This window comes from Runella sp., assembly GCF_965279615.1.
In the GTDB taxonomy this organism is placed as follows: domain Bacteria; phylum Bacteroidota; class Bacteroidia; order Cytophagales; family Spirosomataceae; genus Runella.
Genome location: NZ_OZ257252.1, coordinates 5,951,013 through 5,968,030, shown reverse-complemented (window position 1 = coordinate 5,968,030; position 17,018 = coordinate 5,951,013). Strand labels below are relative to the sequence as shown.

Sequence of the window (17,018 nt, the reverse complement as noted above, 5' to 3'; positions counted from 1 at the left end):
AGAGTAACGATAGATAACGAACAAACAATTAAAGACATAAGGCAATGGCACATCCCAAACGAAGACATTCAAGCACTCGCCGCGATAAGCGCCGTACACACGACGCACTGCAAGGTAAAGCACTTTCAACGGATCCTACAACGGGCGAAGTACACTTGATGCACCGTGCACACGTTTTTGAAGGAAACTTAGTTTACAAAGGTAAAGTAGTGGTAGAAGGCTATAAACAAGTCTAATCCATAACTCTCTGTATGTGAAAGCATTTTATAACAACTTATATATAAAGTTGTTATAAAATGCTTTTTTAGTATCGGTTATCTGCTATTTTTACAGCCTCATTTTGAGTATAACGATACCTTCTTGATACCCAACACCTCTGAAGTATAATGAAAATAGGAATAGACGCAATGGGAGGGGATTTTGCCCCCGATGCTATAATAGAAGGAGCCGTCAATGCCGCGTCCCAATTACCGCCCGAGATTCGTATCGTATTGATTGGTAAACAGGATGTGGTAAATGGTTTGTTGAAAAAATTTGACTATCAAGGCGACCAAATCGAAGTTGTACATGCCGAAGAAGTGGTTGAAATGGGTGAGCACCCCACAAAAGCACTCTCTCAGAAACCCCATTCAAGCATATCGATAGGTTTCAAATTACTAAAAGATAAACAACTGGATATTTTTTGCAGTGCGGGAAATACAGGCGCAATGCACGTAGGAGCACTGTTCAGTATCAAAGCGATCGAAGGAATTATCCGTCCGGCCATTGTAGGGTTTGTGCCTCAGAAAAAAGGAGGTCATGCGGTCATGCTTGATATTGGTGCCAATGCCGACTGCAAGCCGGAAGTATTGGAGCAATTTGGTGTTATAGGCTCTATTTTTGCCCAACAAACCTTTCAGATCGAACGCCCGCGTGTTGCTTTAATGAACATTGGAGAAGAAGAGCAAAAAGGTTCTGTTGTAGCGCAAGCCGCTCACCAATTATTGAAAGACAATACGCGGATTCATTTTGTAGGCAACATGGAAGGCGGCGATCTGTTTGACGACAAAGCCGATGTCATTGTTACGGATGGATTTACCGGAAATGCCCTTTTTAAGTTGGCAGAATCTTTCTATGATGTAGCCAAAGAGCGTGGTATTCAGGATGAGTTCATTGACAAAATGAATTATGAATCGGTCGGAGGAAGCTCCATCATCGGAGTCAATGGCAATGTGATGATCGCGCACGGAATATCGTCGGCCATCGCCATCAAAAATATGATTACCTGGGCGCGTAAACAAGTGGAATCACACGCCTATATTCAGATCGCAAAAGCACTAAGTTAAAACTGCGTTAGCTGTTAACAGTTAGCCGTTGTCCGAGTATAAAAAAGGACCTCGGATAACAGATACGCAGGTAACTAATAACTTTTACAAAGTAAAAATGAGTCAAATTCGAGCTGCTATTACGGGGATACAAGGATACGTACCCGACTATATTTTGACCAATGCGGAATTGGAAAAAATGGTTGATACCAATGACGAATGGATTACCGCCCGCACAGGTATTAAAGAACGTCATATCCTTAAAGGAGAAGGGCTAGGCACCTCTCACATGGCAGTTGAAGCAGTAAAAGGTTTATTAAAAAAGACCAATACCGCTCCTCATGAAGTCGATCTGCTTATTTGTGCAACCACTACTCCTGACTTTATCTTTCCAAGTACGGCCAACCTTATCTGTGATATGGCGGGCATCAAATCCATCGGCAGTTTTGATATCCAAGCGGCCTGTTCAGGATTTGTATATGCCTTAACCGTTGGTTCTCAGTTTATTGAAACGGGAAAATACAAAAAGGTCATCGTTGTGGGAGCCGATAAAATGTCCGCAATTGTTGACTACACCGACCGTACTACCTGTGTGCTTTTCGGCGACGGTGCCGGGGCAGTAATGCTTGAGCCTAATAGTGAAGGCTATGGCGTGTTGGACAGCATTATCCGCTCTGATGGAGCAGGGCAGCCTTTTCTTAACCAAAAAGCAGGAGGAAGCCGCTATCCGCCCACCCACGAAACCATTGATAAGCGTTGGCATTATGCTTACCAAGACGGTCCTTCTGTGTTTAAATTTGCCGTCACAAACATGGCAGATGTGGCCGCCGAAATCATGGAGCGCAATCACCTTACCGGCGATGACGTAGCATGGCTCGTACCGCATCAGGCCAACAAACGCATCATTTCCGCTACTGCCAATCGGATGAAAGTAGGAATGGATAAAGTGATGCTTAATATTCAGAAATACGGCAATACCACCGCTGCTACCATTCCGCTTTGTTTATGGGATTATGAATCCCAACTCAAAAAAGGCGATAACCTCATTCTGGCTGCTTTTGGCGGCGGTTTTACCTGGGGCTCGGTATACGTTAAATGGGGTTATTAATGTATTCAACAGATGTATAACTATTTTTCATTAACCTATATTTTGTAAATAATCGTCAGTTTTAAAGGTATGACTACGTAAGTTTTATTCATTTTATCAACTTACTGCTCAACCGAAAACTGTAACTCAAAAAAGTATGGCAACAACCGCAGACATCCGCAATGGATTAGTCATCAACTTCAACAACGATTTATTCCAAGTCATTGAATTTCAACACGTAAAGCCCGGGAAAGGCGCAGCTTTCGTACGCACAAAGATCAGAAGCCTTACCAGTGGAAAAGTGTTGGATAATACCTTCAACTCGGGAGTAGCTATTTATCCGGTTCGTGTTGAGCGTCGCTCCTTCCAGTATTTGTACAAAGATGAAACCGGTTATAATTTCATGGATAATGAAACATTTGACCAGATTTCGATCCCTGAAAAACTCGTTACGGCCGCTGATCTGATGAAAGAAGGACAAGTAGTGGAAGTACTCATCAACACCGAGAACGACACGCCGCTGACGTGTGAATTGCCCTCTTTTGTAGAGCTTGTTGTAACCTACGCCGAGCCCGGCATCAAAGGTGATACCGCCAATAACCCCCGCAAAGCAATCGAAGTCGAGACCGGAGCCCGTATCATGGTGCCGATGTTCATCGAAGAAGGAGAAAAACTCCGCATCGATACCCGCACGTACGATTACGTAGAACGGGTAAAATAATCGCTTCGAATTAAGGCACAGGGTCGGAATTGAAATAAAAGTGACGATTGCGTACAAACGACTAAAAAAATGGAAATTAAAGACATTCAAAAATTGTTGGACTTCATCGCTAATTCAGGCTTAGATGAAGTTAATATCGAAACCGGAGAATTTAAAGTAAGCGTTAAAAGAAATACAGCAGCTACGTATGTAACTGCGGCGGCACCCGCTCCCGTGGCTCAAATAGCTCAGGCATCAGCACCTCAACCGGCGGCTCCCGCAGCTCAACCTGCCGCCCCTGCCGCTGCAAAAGCCGACGAGTCAAAGTATTTGACCATTAAATCACCAATGATCGGCACATTTTACCGTGCAGGCGGCACTGACAAACCATCGTTTGTTGAAATAGGTGATGATATTACGACGGGCAAAGTAGTATGCATCATTGAAGCGATGAAGCTGTTCAACGAAATTGAGTCAGAAGTGTCAGGCCGTATTGTAAAAGTACTTGTTGAAAATGCCACTCCTGTTGAATACGACCAGCCGTTGTTTCTGGTAGAACCCAATTAAATCATCGGAGTTAGTCAAGTTTTGTTATAAAAAGTCATAAATCGGCAAGCTCTAATCGCTTTCGGATTTTATGGCAATCTCTTGACTATCAATGAATACTCAATGACTCAAAACTATGTTTAAGAAAATACTTATTGCCAATCGCGGGGAAATTGCCTTACGGGTAATTCGGACCTGTCGCGAAATGGGAATTCAGACCGTGGCGGTATATTCAACGGCCGACCGTGAAAGTCTACACGTACGTTTTGCCGACGAAGCGGTTTGTATTGGACCTCCTACGAGCCGTCAGTCATACCTGAATATTCCAAACATCATCTCGGCTGCTGAGATCACCAATGCCGATGCTATTCACCCGGGCTACGGATTTTTGTCGGAAAACGCCGAATTTTCACGGATCTGTGCCGAATACGGCATCAAATTTATCGGCGCTACAGCCGAGCAGATCAATTTCATGGGCGATAAAGCCACGGCCAAAGCGACCATGAGAGCCGCCGGTGTACCCGTTATTCCGGGCTCGGAAGGATTGCTGGAATCGGTAGAGCAGGGCAAAGAATTGTCCAAAAGCATTGGATACCCTGTCATTGTAAAAGCAACGGCCGGTGGCGGTGGACGCGGAATGCGTATCATCAAAGAGGAAAGCGAGTTTCAGAAAGCGTGGGACGATGCCAAAATGGAATCGGGCGCGGCCTTTGGAAACGATGGTCTTTACCTTGAGAAATTTGTAGAAGAACCCCGTCACATTGAAATTCAGGTGGTGGGCGACCAATACGGTAAAGTTTGCCACCTCTCGGAGCGCGACTGTTCTATTCAACGTCGTCACCAAAAATTGGTTGAAGAGACTCCCTCTCCCATCGTTACGCCCGAACTTCGGGAGCGTATGGGACAGGCCGCCATCAAAGGCGCTTCGGCTATCGGCTACGAAGGTGCCGGTACCATTGAATTTTTGGTTGACAAATACGGTGAATTTTATTTCATGGAAATGAATACCCGTATTCAGGTAGAACACCCGATCACGGAGGAAGTAACCAATTTTGATCTTATCAAAGAACAGATAAAAGTAGCTGCCGGTGAGCCTATTTCGGGCCTCAATTACACGCCGCAACGCTACGCGATGGAGTGCCGTATCAATGCCGAAGACCCCGCCAACGGATTTCGGCCAAGCCCCGGTAAAATCACACAATTGCATTTCCCGGGCGGTCATGGCGTGCGTATCGACAGCCACGTTTATGCGGGCTACACCATTCCGCCGAATTACGACTCAATGATCGCGAAGGTCATTGTGAGCGGACAGTCACGCGAGGAAGTGATCACGCGCATGAAGCGGGCTTTGCAGGAATTCGTGATCGAGGGAATCAAAACAACAATTCCGTTCCACATTCGACTCATGGACGATCCCGGATTCAAATCGGGCATATTTACCACTAAGTTCTTGGAGTCGTTTGATTTCAGTGGCTTATAGTAAGAAACTGAAAAATGTAAAACTGAGAAATAATAAATGTAAAAGGGAAATGTAACCTGTTTTGTGTATTTGTATTTCCTTTTGCGGTTTGACATTTTTCAGTTTATCATTTTTCGGTTATACAAACAAAAGAAGCGAGCAGGGATGCTCGCTTCTTTTGTTTGTACTGTGCCTTTTTGGGTAGTTGTGTCTCCGACTTGGTCGCAATTTGAGGCTGTTCTTTCCCAAGATACCCTGTGTTTTAGGTAGCATGATTCTTTTACTGTTTAAAGCACAACATATCTTATTACTTAACTTTAATCATCAAGTCATGAAAACGCAAAACATTAGCCAAGAAATGAAAGAATCGCCTCTTCATCAGTTCTTTGTAGAAGAAATTAAAGACATCTATTGGGCAGAAAAGCATTTGCTGAAAGCACTCCCTAAAATGGCCGAAGCGGCCACCTCTACAGAACTTCGGAAAGCTTTTGAAGACCACTTGGACATTACCCAAATGCACGTAGAACGTTTGGAAAAGGTATTTGAATCATTGGATGAAAAACCTGAAACCAAAACCTGCGAAGCTCTCAAAGGCTTGGTCAAAGAAGCTGAAGAAATCATTGACGATACCGAAGACGGAACCATGGTGCGGGATTGTGGATTGATCTTGGCAGCTCAAAAAGTGGAACATTATGAAATTGCAACATACGGTACATTACGTACATTGGCTGCGATCATGGGACACAAAGATGTACAGGAGCTTTTACAGGCTACGTTGGATGAAGAACATGATGCCGACAAAGGGTTAACCGAGGTAGCAATGTCTTTTGTTAATGAAGAAGCTAAAGCTGAATTCTAAGTACCGATATTCATATGATTATCTGAAAAGCAGAGGCCTGAAAGCCTCTGCTTTTTTATGCTCATTTCATTTCCAATTGGGCAACTATTTCTACGTATTTACTACAATTATATGCATGATTTACCTTGTTTTCCCCAATCTTCTACGTGTGTTTCATGGTATCGTAGTTGTAAATGAATTACCCGTAATAGATAATACTATCTGATTAATATGAAAAAGTCGTCCCAAAAACAGGTTTCAGGGTTCGAGAAGATTTCGATAATTGCCACTAAGGCAGCCGGCAGCACGTCTGCTTTTATTGTTGCTTCTCTTTTAATTGTCGGGTGGTTGGCAAGTGGTCCCCTATTTGATTATTCTGATACTTGGCAACTCGTTATCAATACCTCCACAACCATCGTTACCTTTTTAATGGTATTTTTGATTCAACGCAGTCAAAATAAGGAATCCATGGCAATCCATTTAAAACTGAATGAGTTGATATCTGCCAATCAATTTACGAGCAACCGACTCGTATGCGTTGAAGACCTGACCGAAGATGAATTGAAAGTCCTCCAAAAGTTTTACAATAATCTGGCAGCATTGACCGAAAAAGATGAAAGTATGCAGGAATCTCACTCTATTGAGGAAGCAGAAGATCTGCATAAATTCAAAAAGAAATTAGAAAGAAAAGCTAAAACAGAGCCTGCTTAATCTACCAAAGTTTACGAACAACACAAATGGAAAAAGATGCTGTAGAGCTGCCTGTCTACGCCAAAATGACGTTGGTAATCGTCGGAATTATTGCCTTATTTTACGTTTTATACGTCGGTCAGGACATCCTTGTCCCGCTTATTTTGGCAGCCCTGCTGGCCATGTTGTTAAATCCTGTAGTTAATTTTCTGTCAAATCGAAAAATCAATCGCACACTGGCTATTTTTCTGGCCATTCTGGCGGCGGCTTTATTAGTGGCGGTTTTATTGTACTTTATAGGTTCACAACTGTCGCGATTTGGTGATTCTCTGCCAATATTTAAACAAAAATCGGCGGAGTTGTACAAACAACTGCTTCAATGGGTTGCCGAAACTTTTAATATCCCTCCCGACAAGGTCAGTGGTTGGATAACAAAAACGCAAAAAGAAATCATGAGCCAAGGTACATCGGCCATGAGCCAGACCCTTGGCACCTTAAGCGGTATGTTAGGACTCTTTCTGCTGCTGCCCGTATATATCTTTTTGTTTCTATACTATAAAACACTGCTTTTGACCTTTATCGCGCAACTCTTCGAGAACGCTCCTTCCAAAATGGTCAATGAAGTATTGGCTGAGACAAAATCACTTGTGCAAAGTTATCTGGTCGGCTTGCTGACCGAAGCGGGCATAGTAGCGGTATTAAATTCAGCCGGACTACTGATTATCGGTGTCGAATACGCCATTGTGCTCGGTATTATCGGAGCTTTACTGAATATCATTCCTTACATTGGCGGCTTAATTGCTACCGCATTGCCCATGTTGGTGGCTATTACTACTCAAAGCCCGTCGGCTGCTTTATGGGTTTTGGTCCTTTATCTGGTGGTACAATTTGTAGATAACAATCTGATCGTCCCCAAAATTGTAGGCAGCAAAGTAAAAGTTAATGCGTTGGTTTCCATCGTTGTAGTTTTGATCGGCGGCGCGTTGTGGGGCGTTTCGGGCATGTTCCTTTCTATTCCGTTGGTTGGCATACTTAAAGTGGTCTTTGATCGTATTGATCCCCTCAAGCCCTTCGGATATCTTATCGGCGACGACCAGCCTACCGTTGCAAAATCGCTTACCCGTCGTACTAAAAAGCCCGCAATGGCGAAATAGTAGCAGTGTACTTATTCTGCTTTTTTAAACACCACGCGCTGTAAATTATCGACGGTATAATTAATTAACGATTGATTATCACCTGTTTGCTTTTTACCGGAAGTAACTTCAAAGATGATCTCTTTTGCTTTCAGCTCGTAGGAAGAAGTAAGCGTAACGCCGGATGTTTCAAAAACGCAGTAAAGCTTGTTCCCAAAGAGATAATTTACCAATTCAACTCCGTTGCCTTCATCAATGATATATATTCCTTTAGAGGCATCTTTAAGGCGTAAAACATACTCTTTCGCCATCGGCATTGTAGCCGACAGGTATTCTGTTTTCCATGTCCATGCTTTAATATCAGACGTTTTTGCTACAGTCAATTTTACCGATACACTGTCTTTAAGAGTACCTCGGCTGTAGATATACATCGTTCCTTTCCAATTTCCCGTACATCCTTCAACAAATGCTGTTTGTGCTGATGACGAAATGGAAATTGTCAAAATACAAAAAACAATTAGCCCAATTTTTCTCATTGCAAAAGGTTAATTCAATTCCTCAACTGAGTCAATAAAATAACAATGCGGATGGTGTTTCATCCCTATTCTCGGATAATATTCCACCGCTTTAGGCGCTGACAGCAATATGAGTTTTGCCCGTGGCGCAGCCAACTTTGTTTGTCGAATCAACTCCTTCCCAATACCTTGCTTCTGATACATTTCATCCACGGCTAAATCCGACAAATAGGTACAAAAAGCAAAATCACTGATGGCTCGTGATACGCCGACAATTTTGCCATTATCGCGGGCTGTCACGATCAGGTTGGCGTTTTGAAGCATGGCACCTATTCGCTCAACATCATGTATCGGTCGGCGTTCACCCAAGGTAGAGCGCTCAAGTACTGAAATAAATTCTTCTACAGACAGATCGTTTTCCGTTTGGTACGTAATTGAAAAAGTCATTGAATAATTCGTTTTGAGTTATATGTGAACAGAAAGCAATTATCACTACTTTTTGGCACATTCCGGTAGGAATGGTTAAAATTTCGTTTTTTTATCTATTCAGGACAATTTCAATCCCTCATGAGCGCAATTGCTTTTATTTAGCAACACAATTCCTTTTTTAAAGGTAGGAATCCAATTTTGCTTTCTTTCTCGTTCAATCCCTTAACATACAATTTAACTTTTTAACCCTGATAACCTTTTACCCATGTCACAAAAAAAGCAAAGTCTGGCCGCCATCATCGCCGCCTCTTCGGTAGGTACGATGATCGAATGGTATGACTTCTACATCTTTGGCAGCTTGGCTACTATCATTGCAACCAAATTTTTCCCCGATGGCAACCCCACTGCTGCCTTTCTTTCAACGTTGGCTACCTTTGCGGCAGGTTTTGTAGTGCGTCCTTTTGGCGCTATTTTCTTTGGCCGCCTGGGTGATCTGATCGGGCGTAAATATACCTTCATGGTTACGCTCCTTTTAATGGGTGGAGCCACTTTCATGATCGGTTTGATTCCAAGTTATGAAACCATCGGCTTTTTAGCGCCTACCTTAGTGCTTCTGCTTCGACTTTTGCAGGGGTTGGCCTTGGGCGGTGAATACGGCGGTGCCGCTACTTACGTGGCCGAGCACTCCCCCGCCGACAAACGCGGTTTCTGGACTTCCTGGATTCAGATCACGGCTACGGCGGGTTTGTTTGTATCGCTCATCGTGATTCAATTGACCCAAAACAGCATGTCAAAAGAAGCATTTGCCGAATGGGGTTGGCGCGTGCCTTTTTTGGTTTCCATAATAATGGTCTACGTATCGGTGTTGATCCGTAAAAATATGCATGAGTCGCCGCTGTTTGCCAAAGCAAAAGCTGAAGGAAAAACGTCGACCAATCCCCTGAAAGAATCATTTGGGAATCGTTATAATTTCAAGTTTGTGTTGTTAGCCTTGTTGGGAGCAACAATGGGTCAGGGAGTGATATGGTACACGGGTCAATTTTATGCGTTGAGCTTTCTGCAAAAAGTAATGGCCATTGACCTCCAGCAATCCAACGCTTTGATGACCTACGCGCTGATTTTCGGAACGCCTTTCTTTGTATTTTTTGGTTGGTTATCCGATAAGATAGGCCGTAAAGGCATCATGTTGGCAGGGATGCTGATCGCGATTTTATCGTATCGCATGATCTATGAGAAAATGTATCAAACAACCAACATCAAAAACAAAACCGAGCTTACCGAAAAAACATCCATAACAACAACCCGCGTTTTAGACAAAAAAGACGGAATAGAAACCAAAGATTCGCTCATTACAACCACTACAAAAAAGGAATTCAGCGACGGTACGCAGTACGAAGAAAAGAAGATCGAAAAAATCCATGCAGATGCTTCCATTACAGCCGCCAAACCTGAAATCAAGAAAACAGTCACGATCAACGACAGCGACAAATGGACGTTGATCTGGTTAGTATTTATTCAGGTGATCTTTGTAACCATGGTGTACGGTCCAATTGCGGCTTTTTTGGTTGAGATGTTTCCAACCCGTATTCGCTACACGTCTATGTCGTTGCCTTACCACATCGGAAATGGCGTATTTGGCGGTTTATTACCCACGATTGCAACTGCGTTGGTAGCTTCGGCCGGGAAAGCCAATGAGGTTGCTCAGGAAGCAGGTCAGGTATTGCCCAATGCGGCTCCTTATTTGGAAGGTCTTTGGTATCCAATTGTCATTGCGGGTATATGTTTCCTGATCGGATTGCTGTACATCAATGGTAAAGATCGCAACACCGAAGATTAATTACTTAACTATCAATCAAATAATTGACAGAATTATAAAACGCAATAAAACAATGAATACAATAAAAAGACTGGCGGGAATTCTCTGGCTACTGATAGGAGCCGCTGCCGGTTACTACCTTTTGATCAATCAAGCCATTCCAAAATTTGGTACAGGTAAACCCGAAGATTTGATTCCGGCAGGAATTTATACGTTTATTTTATGCCCGCTTATTGTTGGAAGCTTGGCAACGTTTGGAATTTACGCCCTTAAAGGAGAATACGACAGTAAGGAATAAATGGAAGATGCATTATTCTATCTTCCTTTGCACAATTCTATCTTCTTAATGCTTTACATGTACTTTCCATGATTTTTTCACTCAAACGGGAAAATGTTTTGCTATTTTTAGGCCCTGATTTTATCCACCCGGTTGCCTCTTAAAAACTAAACTCTTTTTGAAAATCATGCGTATCCGTACATTTGAAGATTATCAAACCGCCTATCAGCACAGCGTAGAAGACCCTGAAGGGTTTTGGGCCGAAGTTGCTCAGGAATTTAAATGGCATAAGCCTTGGAAAAAAGTACTGGAATGGAATTTTACAACTCCTGATATAAAGTGGTTTGTAGGAGGAAAAACAAATATTACCGTAAATGCCCTCGACCGCCATTTGCGCGAATTGGGCAATCATCCCGCCATCATTTGGGAACCCAACGACCCTTCTGATCCCAGCGTGACGCTTACCTACAAAATGCTTCACGACCATGTGTGTCGTTTTGCCAATGTGCTCAAACGCAACGGTGTTGTGAAAGGCGACCGTGTCTGTATCTATCTGCCGATGGTTCCCGAAGCTGCCATTGCCATCTTGGCGTGTGCGCGCATCGGCGCGGTTCACTCCGTAGTATTCGGTGGGTTTTCGGCACAATCACTCACCGACCGTATCAATGATTCTAACTGTAAAGTCATTGTTACTTCCGACGGTGCCGCGCGCGGCAATAAGAATATCCCCATGAAAGATACTGTCGACGATGCGCTGATTGCGTGTCCGTCGGTAAAAAAAGTGATTGTATTGACCCATACTCGTACGCCTATTTCTATGATAAAAGGGCGTGATGTATGGTGGGAAAATGAAATGAAACAGGTCACGTCTGATTGTCCTGCCGAAATAATGGACGCCGAAGATCCGCTGTTTATTCTGTATACATCCGGCTCTACAGGCAAACCCAAAGGAGTTGTGCACAGTACGGGAGGTTACATGGTCTATTCGGCCTATACTTTCCAAAATGTTTTCCAGTACGAAAAAGACCAATTGTTTTTCTGTACCGCCGACGTAGGTTGGATCACCGGACACACCTATATCGTTTACGGGCCATTGTTGAGCGGCGCTACTTCTTTGATGTTCGAAGGAATTCCGACTTATCCTGACGCCGGACGCTTTTGGGATATTATTGACAGACACAAAGTAGACATTCTTTACACCGCTCCTACTGCCATTCGCTCTTTAATGGGCTTTGGTCTGAAATACGTTGAAGGAAAAGACCTTAGCTCGCTCAAAGTATTGGGCTCGGTTGGTGAACCCATCAACGAAGAAGCGTGGAATTGGTACAACGAACACATTGGCAAGAATCGCTGTCCAATCGTGGATACTTGGTGGCAAACCGAGACGGGCGGCATTATGATCTCGCCACTTGCGGGCATAACCAAAACCAAACCCACTTATGCTACGCTTCCGCTTCCCGGCGTGCAGCCGATATTGGTAGATGAAAATGGAAAAGAAATAGAAGGAAACGGCGTAAGCGGCAATCTCTGCATCAAATACCCTTGGCCCTCCATTATTCGCACCACATGGGGCGATCATGAACGTTGCCGTCAGGCGTATTTCGCCACTTATCCGGGATTATATTTTACCGGCGATGGCTGCCTGCGCGACGAAGACGGCTACTACCGCATCACCGGACGCGTAGATGATGTACTCAATGTATCGGGGCATCGTATCGGAACCGCCGAAGTTGAAAACGCCATCAACATGCACACCGACGTCATCGAAAGTGCTGTGGTAGGTTATCCGCACGACATTAAGGGGCAGGGTATTTATGCTTTTGTCATTTGTGAAAACACCCTTGATGATACAGATCTTTCACGCCGTGATATTTTAGCCACTGTTACACGTATCATCGGACCCATTGCCAAACCGGATAAAATCCAGTTTGTCAGAGGCTTGCCGAAAACGCGTTCGGGCAAGATCATGCGTCGAATTTTGCGCAAGATCGCCGAAGGAGATACTTCCAATCTGGGCGATACCACTACACTTTTAGATCCATCAGTGGTGGATGATATCAAGGATGGAGCTTTATAAGAAATAATCGTTTGATTAACTAAAAGGCTGCTCACAATGGGCAGCTTTTTTCATTTTTTAGCGTCTAACTTTTGAATCACATAATCAATTTTTTCATGCAGCAGTCTGATTTCCAGTTCGGCACGAAGGTTAATCTCATAATCACTTTTAGCGCGCTCACGGTCTTTTTGCTCCTGACGGTTTTGGCTCATCATAATGACCGGCGCTTGCAGAGCCGCCAAACACGACAGAATTAAGTTTAGCAAAATGAACGGATAAGGGTCAAAACCTTTGTTGACGAATAATAACACGTTAGCCGTTATCCACACAGTTATAAAAAGACCGAAAGAAATAATAAATGTCCAGCTTCCGCCAAATTCGGCGATCTTATCCGCAACTCGTTCGCCAAAAGTTGATTGCTGATTAGAATCATCAAAGTCGCCCGCCATTATAACGCTGGTAATGCGCATTTTTTCCAGGGCTTTTAATTCTTCTTCCGACAGTTCGCTCAAATCCTGTTGAAGAATTCTTTCCAGATGCTTTATTCTTTCATTCTTTAAACTTGTTTTCATCTTTATTGGTTTTATGAGGGTCTTAAACGCTTGATAATAATGCAAAAACGACCTTTAGGAAACAGTTCTCTTACCATTTCCGCGATTGGCTTAGGCTGCATGGGAATGTCTGAATTTTACGGTGCTACCAACGACGCCGAGTCCATTCTCACTCTCAATACCGCACTCGACGAAGGTATTAATTTTCTTGATACTGCCGATGTTTACGGGCCATTTAAAAACGAAGAGTTGGTAGGCAAAGTAGTGCGTAAGCGCCGTGACGAAGTAGTCATTGCTACTAAATTTGGCATTGTGCGTGACCCGAATGAGCCGGCAAAACGCGGTTTCAGCGGCCGTCCGGAATACGTAAAAGCCTGTTGTGATGCCAGCCTCAAACGTCTGGGCATTGACACCATTGATCTGTATTATCAACACCGCGTTGACCCCACTACGCCTATTGAGGAAACGGTGGGAGCCATGAGTGATCTCGTCAAAGAAGGAAAAGTTCGTTATTTAGGACTTTCGGAAGCTTCAGCGCAAACCATTCAACGTGCCCACGCTGTCCATCCCATTTCAGCGGTACAGTCAGAATACTCACTTTGGAGTCGCGACATTGAGGAAGCAGTTATCCCAAAGTGTAAAGAATTAGGCATTACCTTGGTTGCTTACAGTCCCCTGGGTCGAGGTTTTCTGACGGGGCAATTTCAAAAATATGAAGATTTAGCACCCGATGATTTTCGCCGCAACTCACCTCGATTTATGGGTGAAAACTTCGATAAAAACATCGCTATTGTTCAGTTGCTCACCCGTTGGGCCGAAGCGCGCGGGATTACGCCGTCTCAATTGGCGCTGGCGTGGGTTTTGGCGCAGGGCGAAACCATCGTTCCTATTCCGGGCACCAAACGAGTTTCTTATCTAAAACAAAATCTGGAAGCCGTCGACATTATGTTGTCGAAAGAAGAATTAGCCGAACTGGACCGAATCAGCCCTAAGGAAGCCGTTGCCGGTACACGTTATGTTGAGGCGATGATGAAATTTCTGAATGGATAATGGGCATTTTCAAATTCTTGAAAATATCCTAAATTTCACTCAGTATACTCTATATTCGTTTTTTGTATAAAATAGCCACATTTTCGTGTTTTATACTTTTTTATCTTTCATAATATTCCAATATAAATGCTAAAAATTAAAATATATCATTTTTAACTTTTTATATGGAGTAGTAACCGTCTGGCCTTTTTTGTCAAAATTCGTTAAATAATTCAACATTTTTATAACTTTACCACGCAAAAACTAGAATTAATCATGTTTTTTTAAATTTATTTGTAGATACATCAAATTTTATATTAGCTTTGAACATTCAATCATGAACAGAAATGAATTTTATTTGTTTTGTTCTAAATTGAAACACATTTCATCAACCATCAAATAGTGATCACCCCCTTTTTGTGTGAAAGCAAAAAGGGGGTTTTTTGTAGTTTTAAAGCAGAGGTTCACTCTCTTCGTTTTGGTCATCTTCTGTTTTATTAACCGGTGTGTATATTCTTCAAAGATTTCTTTTTAACATAAAAGTCCGATTACGTGTTGAAAGTGAAACATGGCAAACTATTTGCTGCAATCTTAATGATGTATACTTCAATGTTTTGGCAATAAAGCAAAGGAAATACACGTATTTCACGTTTGAATAAGACACTCTACCCTATGTATCCTAACTCATTCATTCAGGCCGCTTGGCTCGGCCGAAACAAATTTGGCATATATGCAGCCGTATTTGTATTGGTATTTATTGCAAATCTGTTAGGCTCCGTTCCGGGCGCCTGGGCGCTGGTTTCCTGGAAAGATAATCCGCAAACATTGCCCGTATACCTCATTACAGCGCTGATGCTCATGGGCTTTGTGGCTTCACTGATCGTGCTCTGGCTAAGTGTAAAACACATTCACAAACGCGATCCGCTAACCATGATCGCTCCCACAGGAGTTGTCAATTGGATGCGTATCCTAAAATCAGCCGGCCTTTGGATGCTTTGCTCCATAGTGGTGGAGACAACGACGTACTTAGCCTTCCCGGACAAATACCAATTTACGCTCAATTTGAAAGATTTTTTGCCGTCGTTGGTAGTTGCCGTCGTTTTGCTTCCTTTACAAACCTCTTTTGAAGAAATCTTTTTTCGAGGCTATCTGTTGCAGGGAATCGGTTCGTGGAATTTTTGGGCAGGAATTATCATCACTTCGACAGTTTTCGGACTTGCTCACAGTTTCAACGACGAAGTTGAGGCTGTAGGTTCGCTGGGTCTGGCGATGGTTTACTATATTGGAGTAGGCTTGTTTTTCGCCTTATTGGCAGTTATTGATAAATCGTTGGAATTGCCGTTGGGAATCCACTTAGCCAATAATATCTATGCATTTCTTCTGGTAGGCTACCCAAGCAGTTCAGTACCCAGTTCTACGATCTGGATGACCACCGAGCTCAACTTTCCGCTGATGGTTGGTCAATGGTTGGTCGTGCTGATCCTGTATTTATTATTAGCCAAAAAAGTGGTCGGACTTCAGTTGACAGAGACGCCTACCAATTGATTCCGTTTTCGCCGAGGCCCAATTTTTTGGTAAACTGAGACGACATTTTTGCCTTACTGGTAATGTAGCGAACACTTGCTCCGATAAAGGGCGCAATGTTGGGTTTTTGGGTAACCAGATTTTCGTGCGCGGAGTTGAACGTACGCAGTTGGCGAAAGGTACCCAAGCCTGCTTCCAATGATACATTAAATACCGTAAACAAATGCGCATTGGCTGCAATGGAAAGCTTAACGTGTTGATAGTTGCTGCGACGAAACATTTTTTCAGTATTCATCACCTGTTGAAAACCGGCGCTATACCCGTCAAACGCACCGATCATGTCTATGTTGAACCATTCGTTGAAACGTCGATTGACATCCACTCGAAAAGGCAATAAAGCCGATACACGCCAATCTTTACCGAGGCGTTTGTTAATCCCGAAGACGGGAATCAGTCTGAATTTCTGACTGTAAATGATGGCCGTACCATAAGCGATCTGGGTATGCAAGCCTAAAATTCGCATGCGCGCAGCTCCTCCCCAAAAGAAAGGTTGTGGGGTAAAAAACGTTTCGTTTGACTCCGTTACACCCAGTCCTCCGCCATAGATCCAGAGCCGGTCGCGCAGGCTGGCCTGAAGCATAAGTACACCTACCGAAGCGGTTTTGTAGCCGTTGTCAGGGGTAATGATGCCGTTTTCGGTGGGTTTAAGCTGGGATACGTTGGCCAGCATCAAAAAATGGCGCGCGCGGAGATCAAACTTTTTACGCAGACTAAAAGACACATCCACTTCACTTCGCAGAGGAATGATCGCGTTGAATGACGTACGCGAAAGACCGTAGCGTTGATTATTACCCATATTCGATTCGGGCATATAATCGGCGCGAAGCGTAGCGTTGGGGTAAAAAAGGCGGCTCAGGGCAAAGTGCTGAGCGCAAAGGGAAGTGGAAATAAGCAGCGAACCAAAGAGTAAAAAACCGGCGCGAAAAAACATATTGTAGCGTATTTGGTGGAATTAACGCGCAAAAATGGCCAATATTGCAGAGAAAAATAGAATCATTCCCTCA

At 43.5% G+C, this 17,018-nt stretch carries 18 protein-coding genes; 14 read left to right on the top strand and 4 right to left on the bottom strand.

Annotated elements, in window-relative coordinates; translation table 11 throughout:
- Positions 1-44 precede the first annotated feature (44 nt).
- The 9 genes from rpmF (at position 45) to ACQY73_RS25025 (ending at position 7,778) form a co-directional block, all read left to right on the top strand.
- A complete protein-coding gene (gene rpmF, locus ACQY73_RS25065; RefSeq protein WP_428656289.1) occupies positions 45-236 on the top strand; it encodes a 50S ribosomal protein L32 in 192 nt (63 codons plus the stop codon).
- Positions 237-386: 150 nt separating this feature from the next.
- Positions 387-1,325, top strand: coding sequence for a phosphate acyltransferase PlsX (gene plsX, locus ACQY73_RS25060; RefSeq protein WP_428656286.1), 939 nt, complete (start codon positions 387-389; stop codon positions 1,323-1,325).
- A 97-nt stretch (positions 1,326-1,422) separates the two neighbouring features.
- Complete coding sequence (locus tag ACQY73_RS25055; protein ID WP_428656284.1) at positions 1,423-2,412, top strand: beta-ketoacyl-ACP synthase III; 990 nt, start codon at positions 1,423-1,425, stop codon at positions 2,410-2,412.
- Positions 2,413-2,548: 136 nt separating this feature from the next.
- Entirely contained in the window at positions 2,549-3,112 is a 564-nt protein-coding gene (gene efp / locus ACQY73_RS25050) for an elongation factor P (protein ID WP_428656281.1), read from the top strand.
- 69 nt (positions 3,113-3,181) lie between these two features.
- Entirely contained in the window at positions 3,182-3,658 is a 477-nt protein-coding gene (gene accB, locus ACQY73_RS25045) for an acetyl-CoA carboxylase biotin carboxyl carrier protein (RefSeq protein WP_428656279.1), read from the top strand.
- A 115-nt stretch (positions 3,659-3,773) separates the two neighbouring features.
- Positions 3,774-5,117, top strand: a complete 1,344-nt coding sequence (accC, locus tag ACQY73_RS25040; RefSeq protein ID WP_428656277.1) for an acetyl-CoA carboxylase biotin carboxylase subunit — start codon at positions 3,774-3,776, stop codon at positions 5,115-5,117.
- Between the two features lie 310 nt (positions 5,118-5,427).
- Complete coding sequence (locus ACQY73_RS25035; protein ID WP_428656275.1) at positions 5,428-5,955, top strand: ferritin-like domain-containing protein; 528 nt, start codon at positions 5,428-5,430, stop codon at positions 5,953-5,955.
- 210 nt (positions 5,956-6,165) lie between these two features.
- Positions 6,166-6,645, top strand: a complete 480-nt coding sequence (locus ACQY73_RS25030; RefSeq protein ID WP_428656273.1) for a low affinity iron permease family protein — start codon at positions 6,166-6,168, stop codon at positions 6,643-6,645.
- A gap of 26 nt (positions 6,646-6,671) precedes the next feature.
- Positions 6,672-7,778, top strand: coding sequence for an AI-2E family transporter (locus tag ACQY73_RS25025; RefSeq protein ID WP_428656271.1), 1,107 nt, complete (start codon positions 6,672-6,674; stop codon positions 7,776-7,778).
- 11 nt (positions 7,779-7,789) lie between these two features.
- Here the strand turns inward: ACQY73_RS25025 and ACQY73_RS25020 are convergent, their stop codons facing one another.
- Together ACQY73_RS25020 and ACQY73_RS25015 are read right to left on the bottom strand one after the other, a co-directional pair.
- The gene (locus tag ACQY73_RS25020; RefSeq protein WP_428656269.1) at positions 7,790-8,293 is read right to left on the bottom strand and encodes a hypothetical protein; all 504 of its coding nucleotides are present in this window, start codon (positions 8,291-8,293) and stop codon (positions 7,790-7,792) included.
- 9 nt (positions 8,294-8,302) lie between these two features.
- Entirely contained in the window at positions 8,303-8,719 is a 417-nt protein-coding gene (locus ACQY73_RS25015; RefSeq protein WP_428656267.1) for a GNAT family N-acetyltransferase, read from the bottom strand.
- A 247-nt stretch (positions 8,720-8,966) separates the two neighbouring features.
- On the opposite strand from ACQY73_RS25015, the gene ACQY73_RS25010 reads away from it, so the two are divergent.
- The 3 genes from ACQY73_RS25010 (at position 8,967) to acs (ending at position 12,871) form a co-directional block, all read left to right on the top strand.
- Positions 8,967-10,538 carry an MFS transporter gene (locus ACQY73_RS25010; RefSeq protein WP_428656265.1) on the top strand — a complete coding sequence of 524 codons (1,572 nt, stop codon included), beginning with the start codon at positions 8,967-8,969 and terminating at the stop codon, positions 10,536-10,538.
- Positions 10,539-10,590: 52 nt separating this feature from the next.
- Complete coding sequence (locus ACQY73_RS25005) at positions 10,591-10,815, top strand: DUF6814 family protein (protein WP_428656263.1); 225 nt, start codon at positions 10,591-10,593, stop codon at positions 10,813-10,815.
- Positions 10,816-10,981: 166 nt separating this feature from the next.
- Positions 10,982-12,871, top strand: coding sequence for an acetate--CoA ligase (gene acs / locus ACQY73_RS25000; protein WP_428656261.1), 1,890 nt, complete (start codon positions 10,982-10,984; stop codon positions 12,869-12,871).
- A 50-nt stretch (positions 12,872-12,921) separates the two neighbouring features.
- On the opposite strand, the gene ACQY73_RS24995 is transcribed toward acs, so the two are convergent.
- Positions 12,922-13,422 carry a DUF1003 domain-containing protein gene (locus tag ACQY73_RS24995; RefSeq protein ID WP_428656259.1) on the bottom strand — a complete coding sequence of 167 codons (501 nt, stop codon included), beginning with the start codon at positions 13,420-13,422 and terminating at the stop codon, positions 12,922-12,924.
- A 39-nt stretch (positions 13,423-13,461) separates the two neighbouring features.
- Here ACQY73_RS24995 and ACQY73_RS24990 point away from each other — a divergent pair, with 39 nt between their 5' ends.
- The gene (locus tag ACQY73_RS24990; protein ID WP_428656257.1) at positions 13,462-14,451 is read left to right on the top strand and encodes an aldo/keto reductase; all 990 of its coding nucleotides are present in this window, start codon (positions 13,462-13,464) and stop codon (positions 14,449-14,451) included.
- 630 nt (positions 14,452-15,081) lie between these two features.
- Positions 15,082-15,975, top strand: coding sequence for a lysostaphin resistance A-like protein (locus ACQY73_RS24985; protein WP_428656255.1), 894 nt, complete (start codon positions 15,082-15,084; stop codon positions 15,973-15,975).
- On the opposite strand, the gene ACQY73_RS24980 is transcribed toward ACQY73_RS24985, so the two are convergent.
- Entirely contained in the window at positions 15,965-16,945 is a 981-nt protein-coding gene (locus tag ACQY73_RS24980) for a DUF6268 family outer membrane beta-barrel protein (RefSeq protein ID WP_428656253.1), read from the bottom strand. The two genes, ACQY73_RS24985 and ACQY73_RS24980, sit on opposite strands and share 11 nt — an antisense overlap.
- Positions 16,946-17,018 lie beyond the last annotated feature (73 nt).

Bases quoted from the DNA above. Each gene is read 5' to 3' on its own strand.
- rpmF (WP_428656289.1), top strand. From the start codon at position 45: ATGGCACATCCCAAACGAAGACATTCAAGCACTCGCCGCGATAAGCGC.
- plsX (WP_428656286.1), top strand. From the start codon at position 387: ATGAAAATAGGAATAGACGCAATGGGAGGGGATTTTGCCCCCGATGCT.
- ACQY73_RS25055 (WP_428656284.1), top strand. From the start codon at position 1,423: ATGAGTCAAATTCGAGCTGCTATTACGGGGATACAAGGATACGTACCC.
- efp (WP_428656281.1), top strand. From the start codon at position 2,549: ATGGCAACAACCGCAGACATCCGCAATGGATTAGTCATCAACTTCAAC.
- accB (WP_428656279.1), top strand. From the start codon at position 3,182: ATGGAAATTAAAGACATTCAAAAATTGTTGGACTTCATCGCTAATTCA.
- accC (WP_428656277.1), top strand. From the start codon at position 3,774: ATGTTTAAGAAAATACTTATTGCCAATCGCGGGGAAATTGCCTTACGG.
- ACQY73_RS25035 (WP_428656275.1), top strand. From the start codon at position 5,428: ATGAAAACGCAAAACATTAGCCAAGAAATGAAAGAATCGCCTCTTCAT.
- ACQY73_RS25030 (WP_428656273.1), top strand. From the start codon at position 6,166: ATGAAAAAGTCGTCCCAAAAACAGGTTTCAGGGTTCGAGAAGATTTCG.
- ACQY73_RS25025 (WP_428656271.1), top strand. From the start codon at position 6,672: ATGGAAAAAGATGCTGTAGAGCTGCCTGTCTACGCCAAAATGACGTTG.
- ACQY73_RS25020 (WP_428656269.1), bottom strand. From the start codon at position 8,293: ATGAGAAAAATTGGGCTAATTGTTTTTTGTATTTTGACAATTTCCATT.
- ACQY73_RS25015 (WP_428656267.1), bottom strand. From the start codon at position 8,719: ATGACTTTTTCAATTACGTACCAAACGGAAAACGATCTGTCTGTAGAA.
- ACQY73_RS25010 (WP_428656265.1), top strand. From the start codon at position 8,967: ATGTCACAAAAAAAGCAAAGTCTGGCCGCCATCATCGCCGCCTCTTCG.
- ACQY73_RS25005 (WP_428656263.1), top strand. From the start codon at position 10,591: ATGAATACAATAAAAAGACTGGCGGGAATTCTCTGGCTACTGATAGGA.
- acs (WP_428656261.1), top strand. From the start codon at position 10,982: ATGCGTATCCGTACATTTGAAGATTATCAAACCGCCTATCAGCACAGC.
- ACQY73_RS24995 (WP_428656259.1), bottom strand. From the start codon at position 13,422: ATGAAAACAAGTTTAAAGAATGAAAGAATAAAGCATCTGGAAAGAATT.
- ACQY73_RS24990 (WP_428656257.1), top strand. From the start codon at position 13,462: ATGCAAAAACGACCTTTAGGAAACAGTTCTCTTACCATTTCCGCGATT.
- ACQY73_RS24980 (WP_428656253.1), bottom strand. From the start codon at position 16,945: ATGTTTTTTCGCGCCGGTTTTTTACTCTTTGGTTCGCTGCTTATTTCC.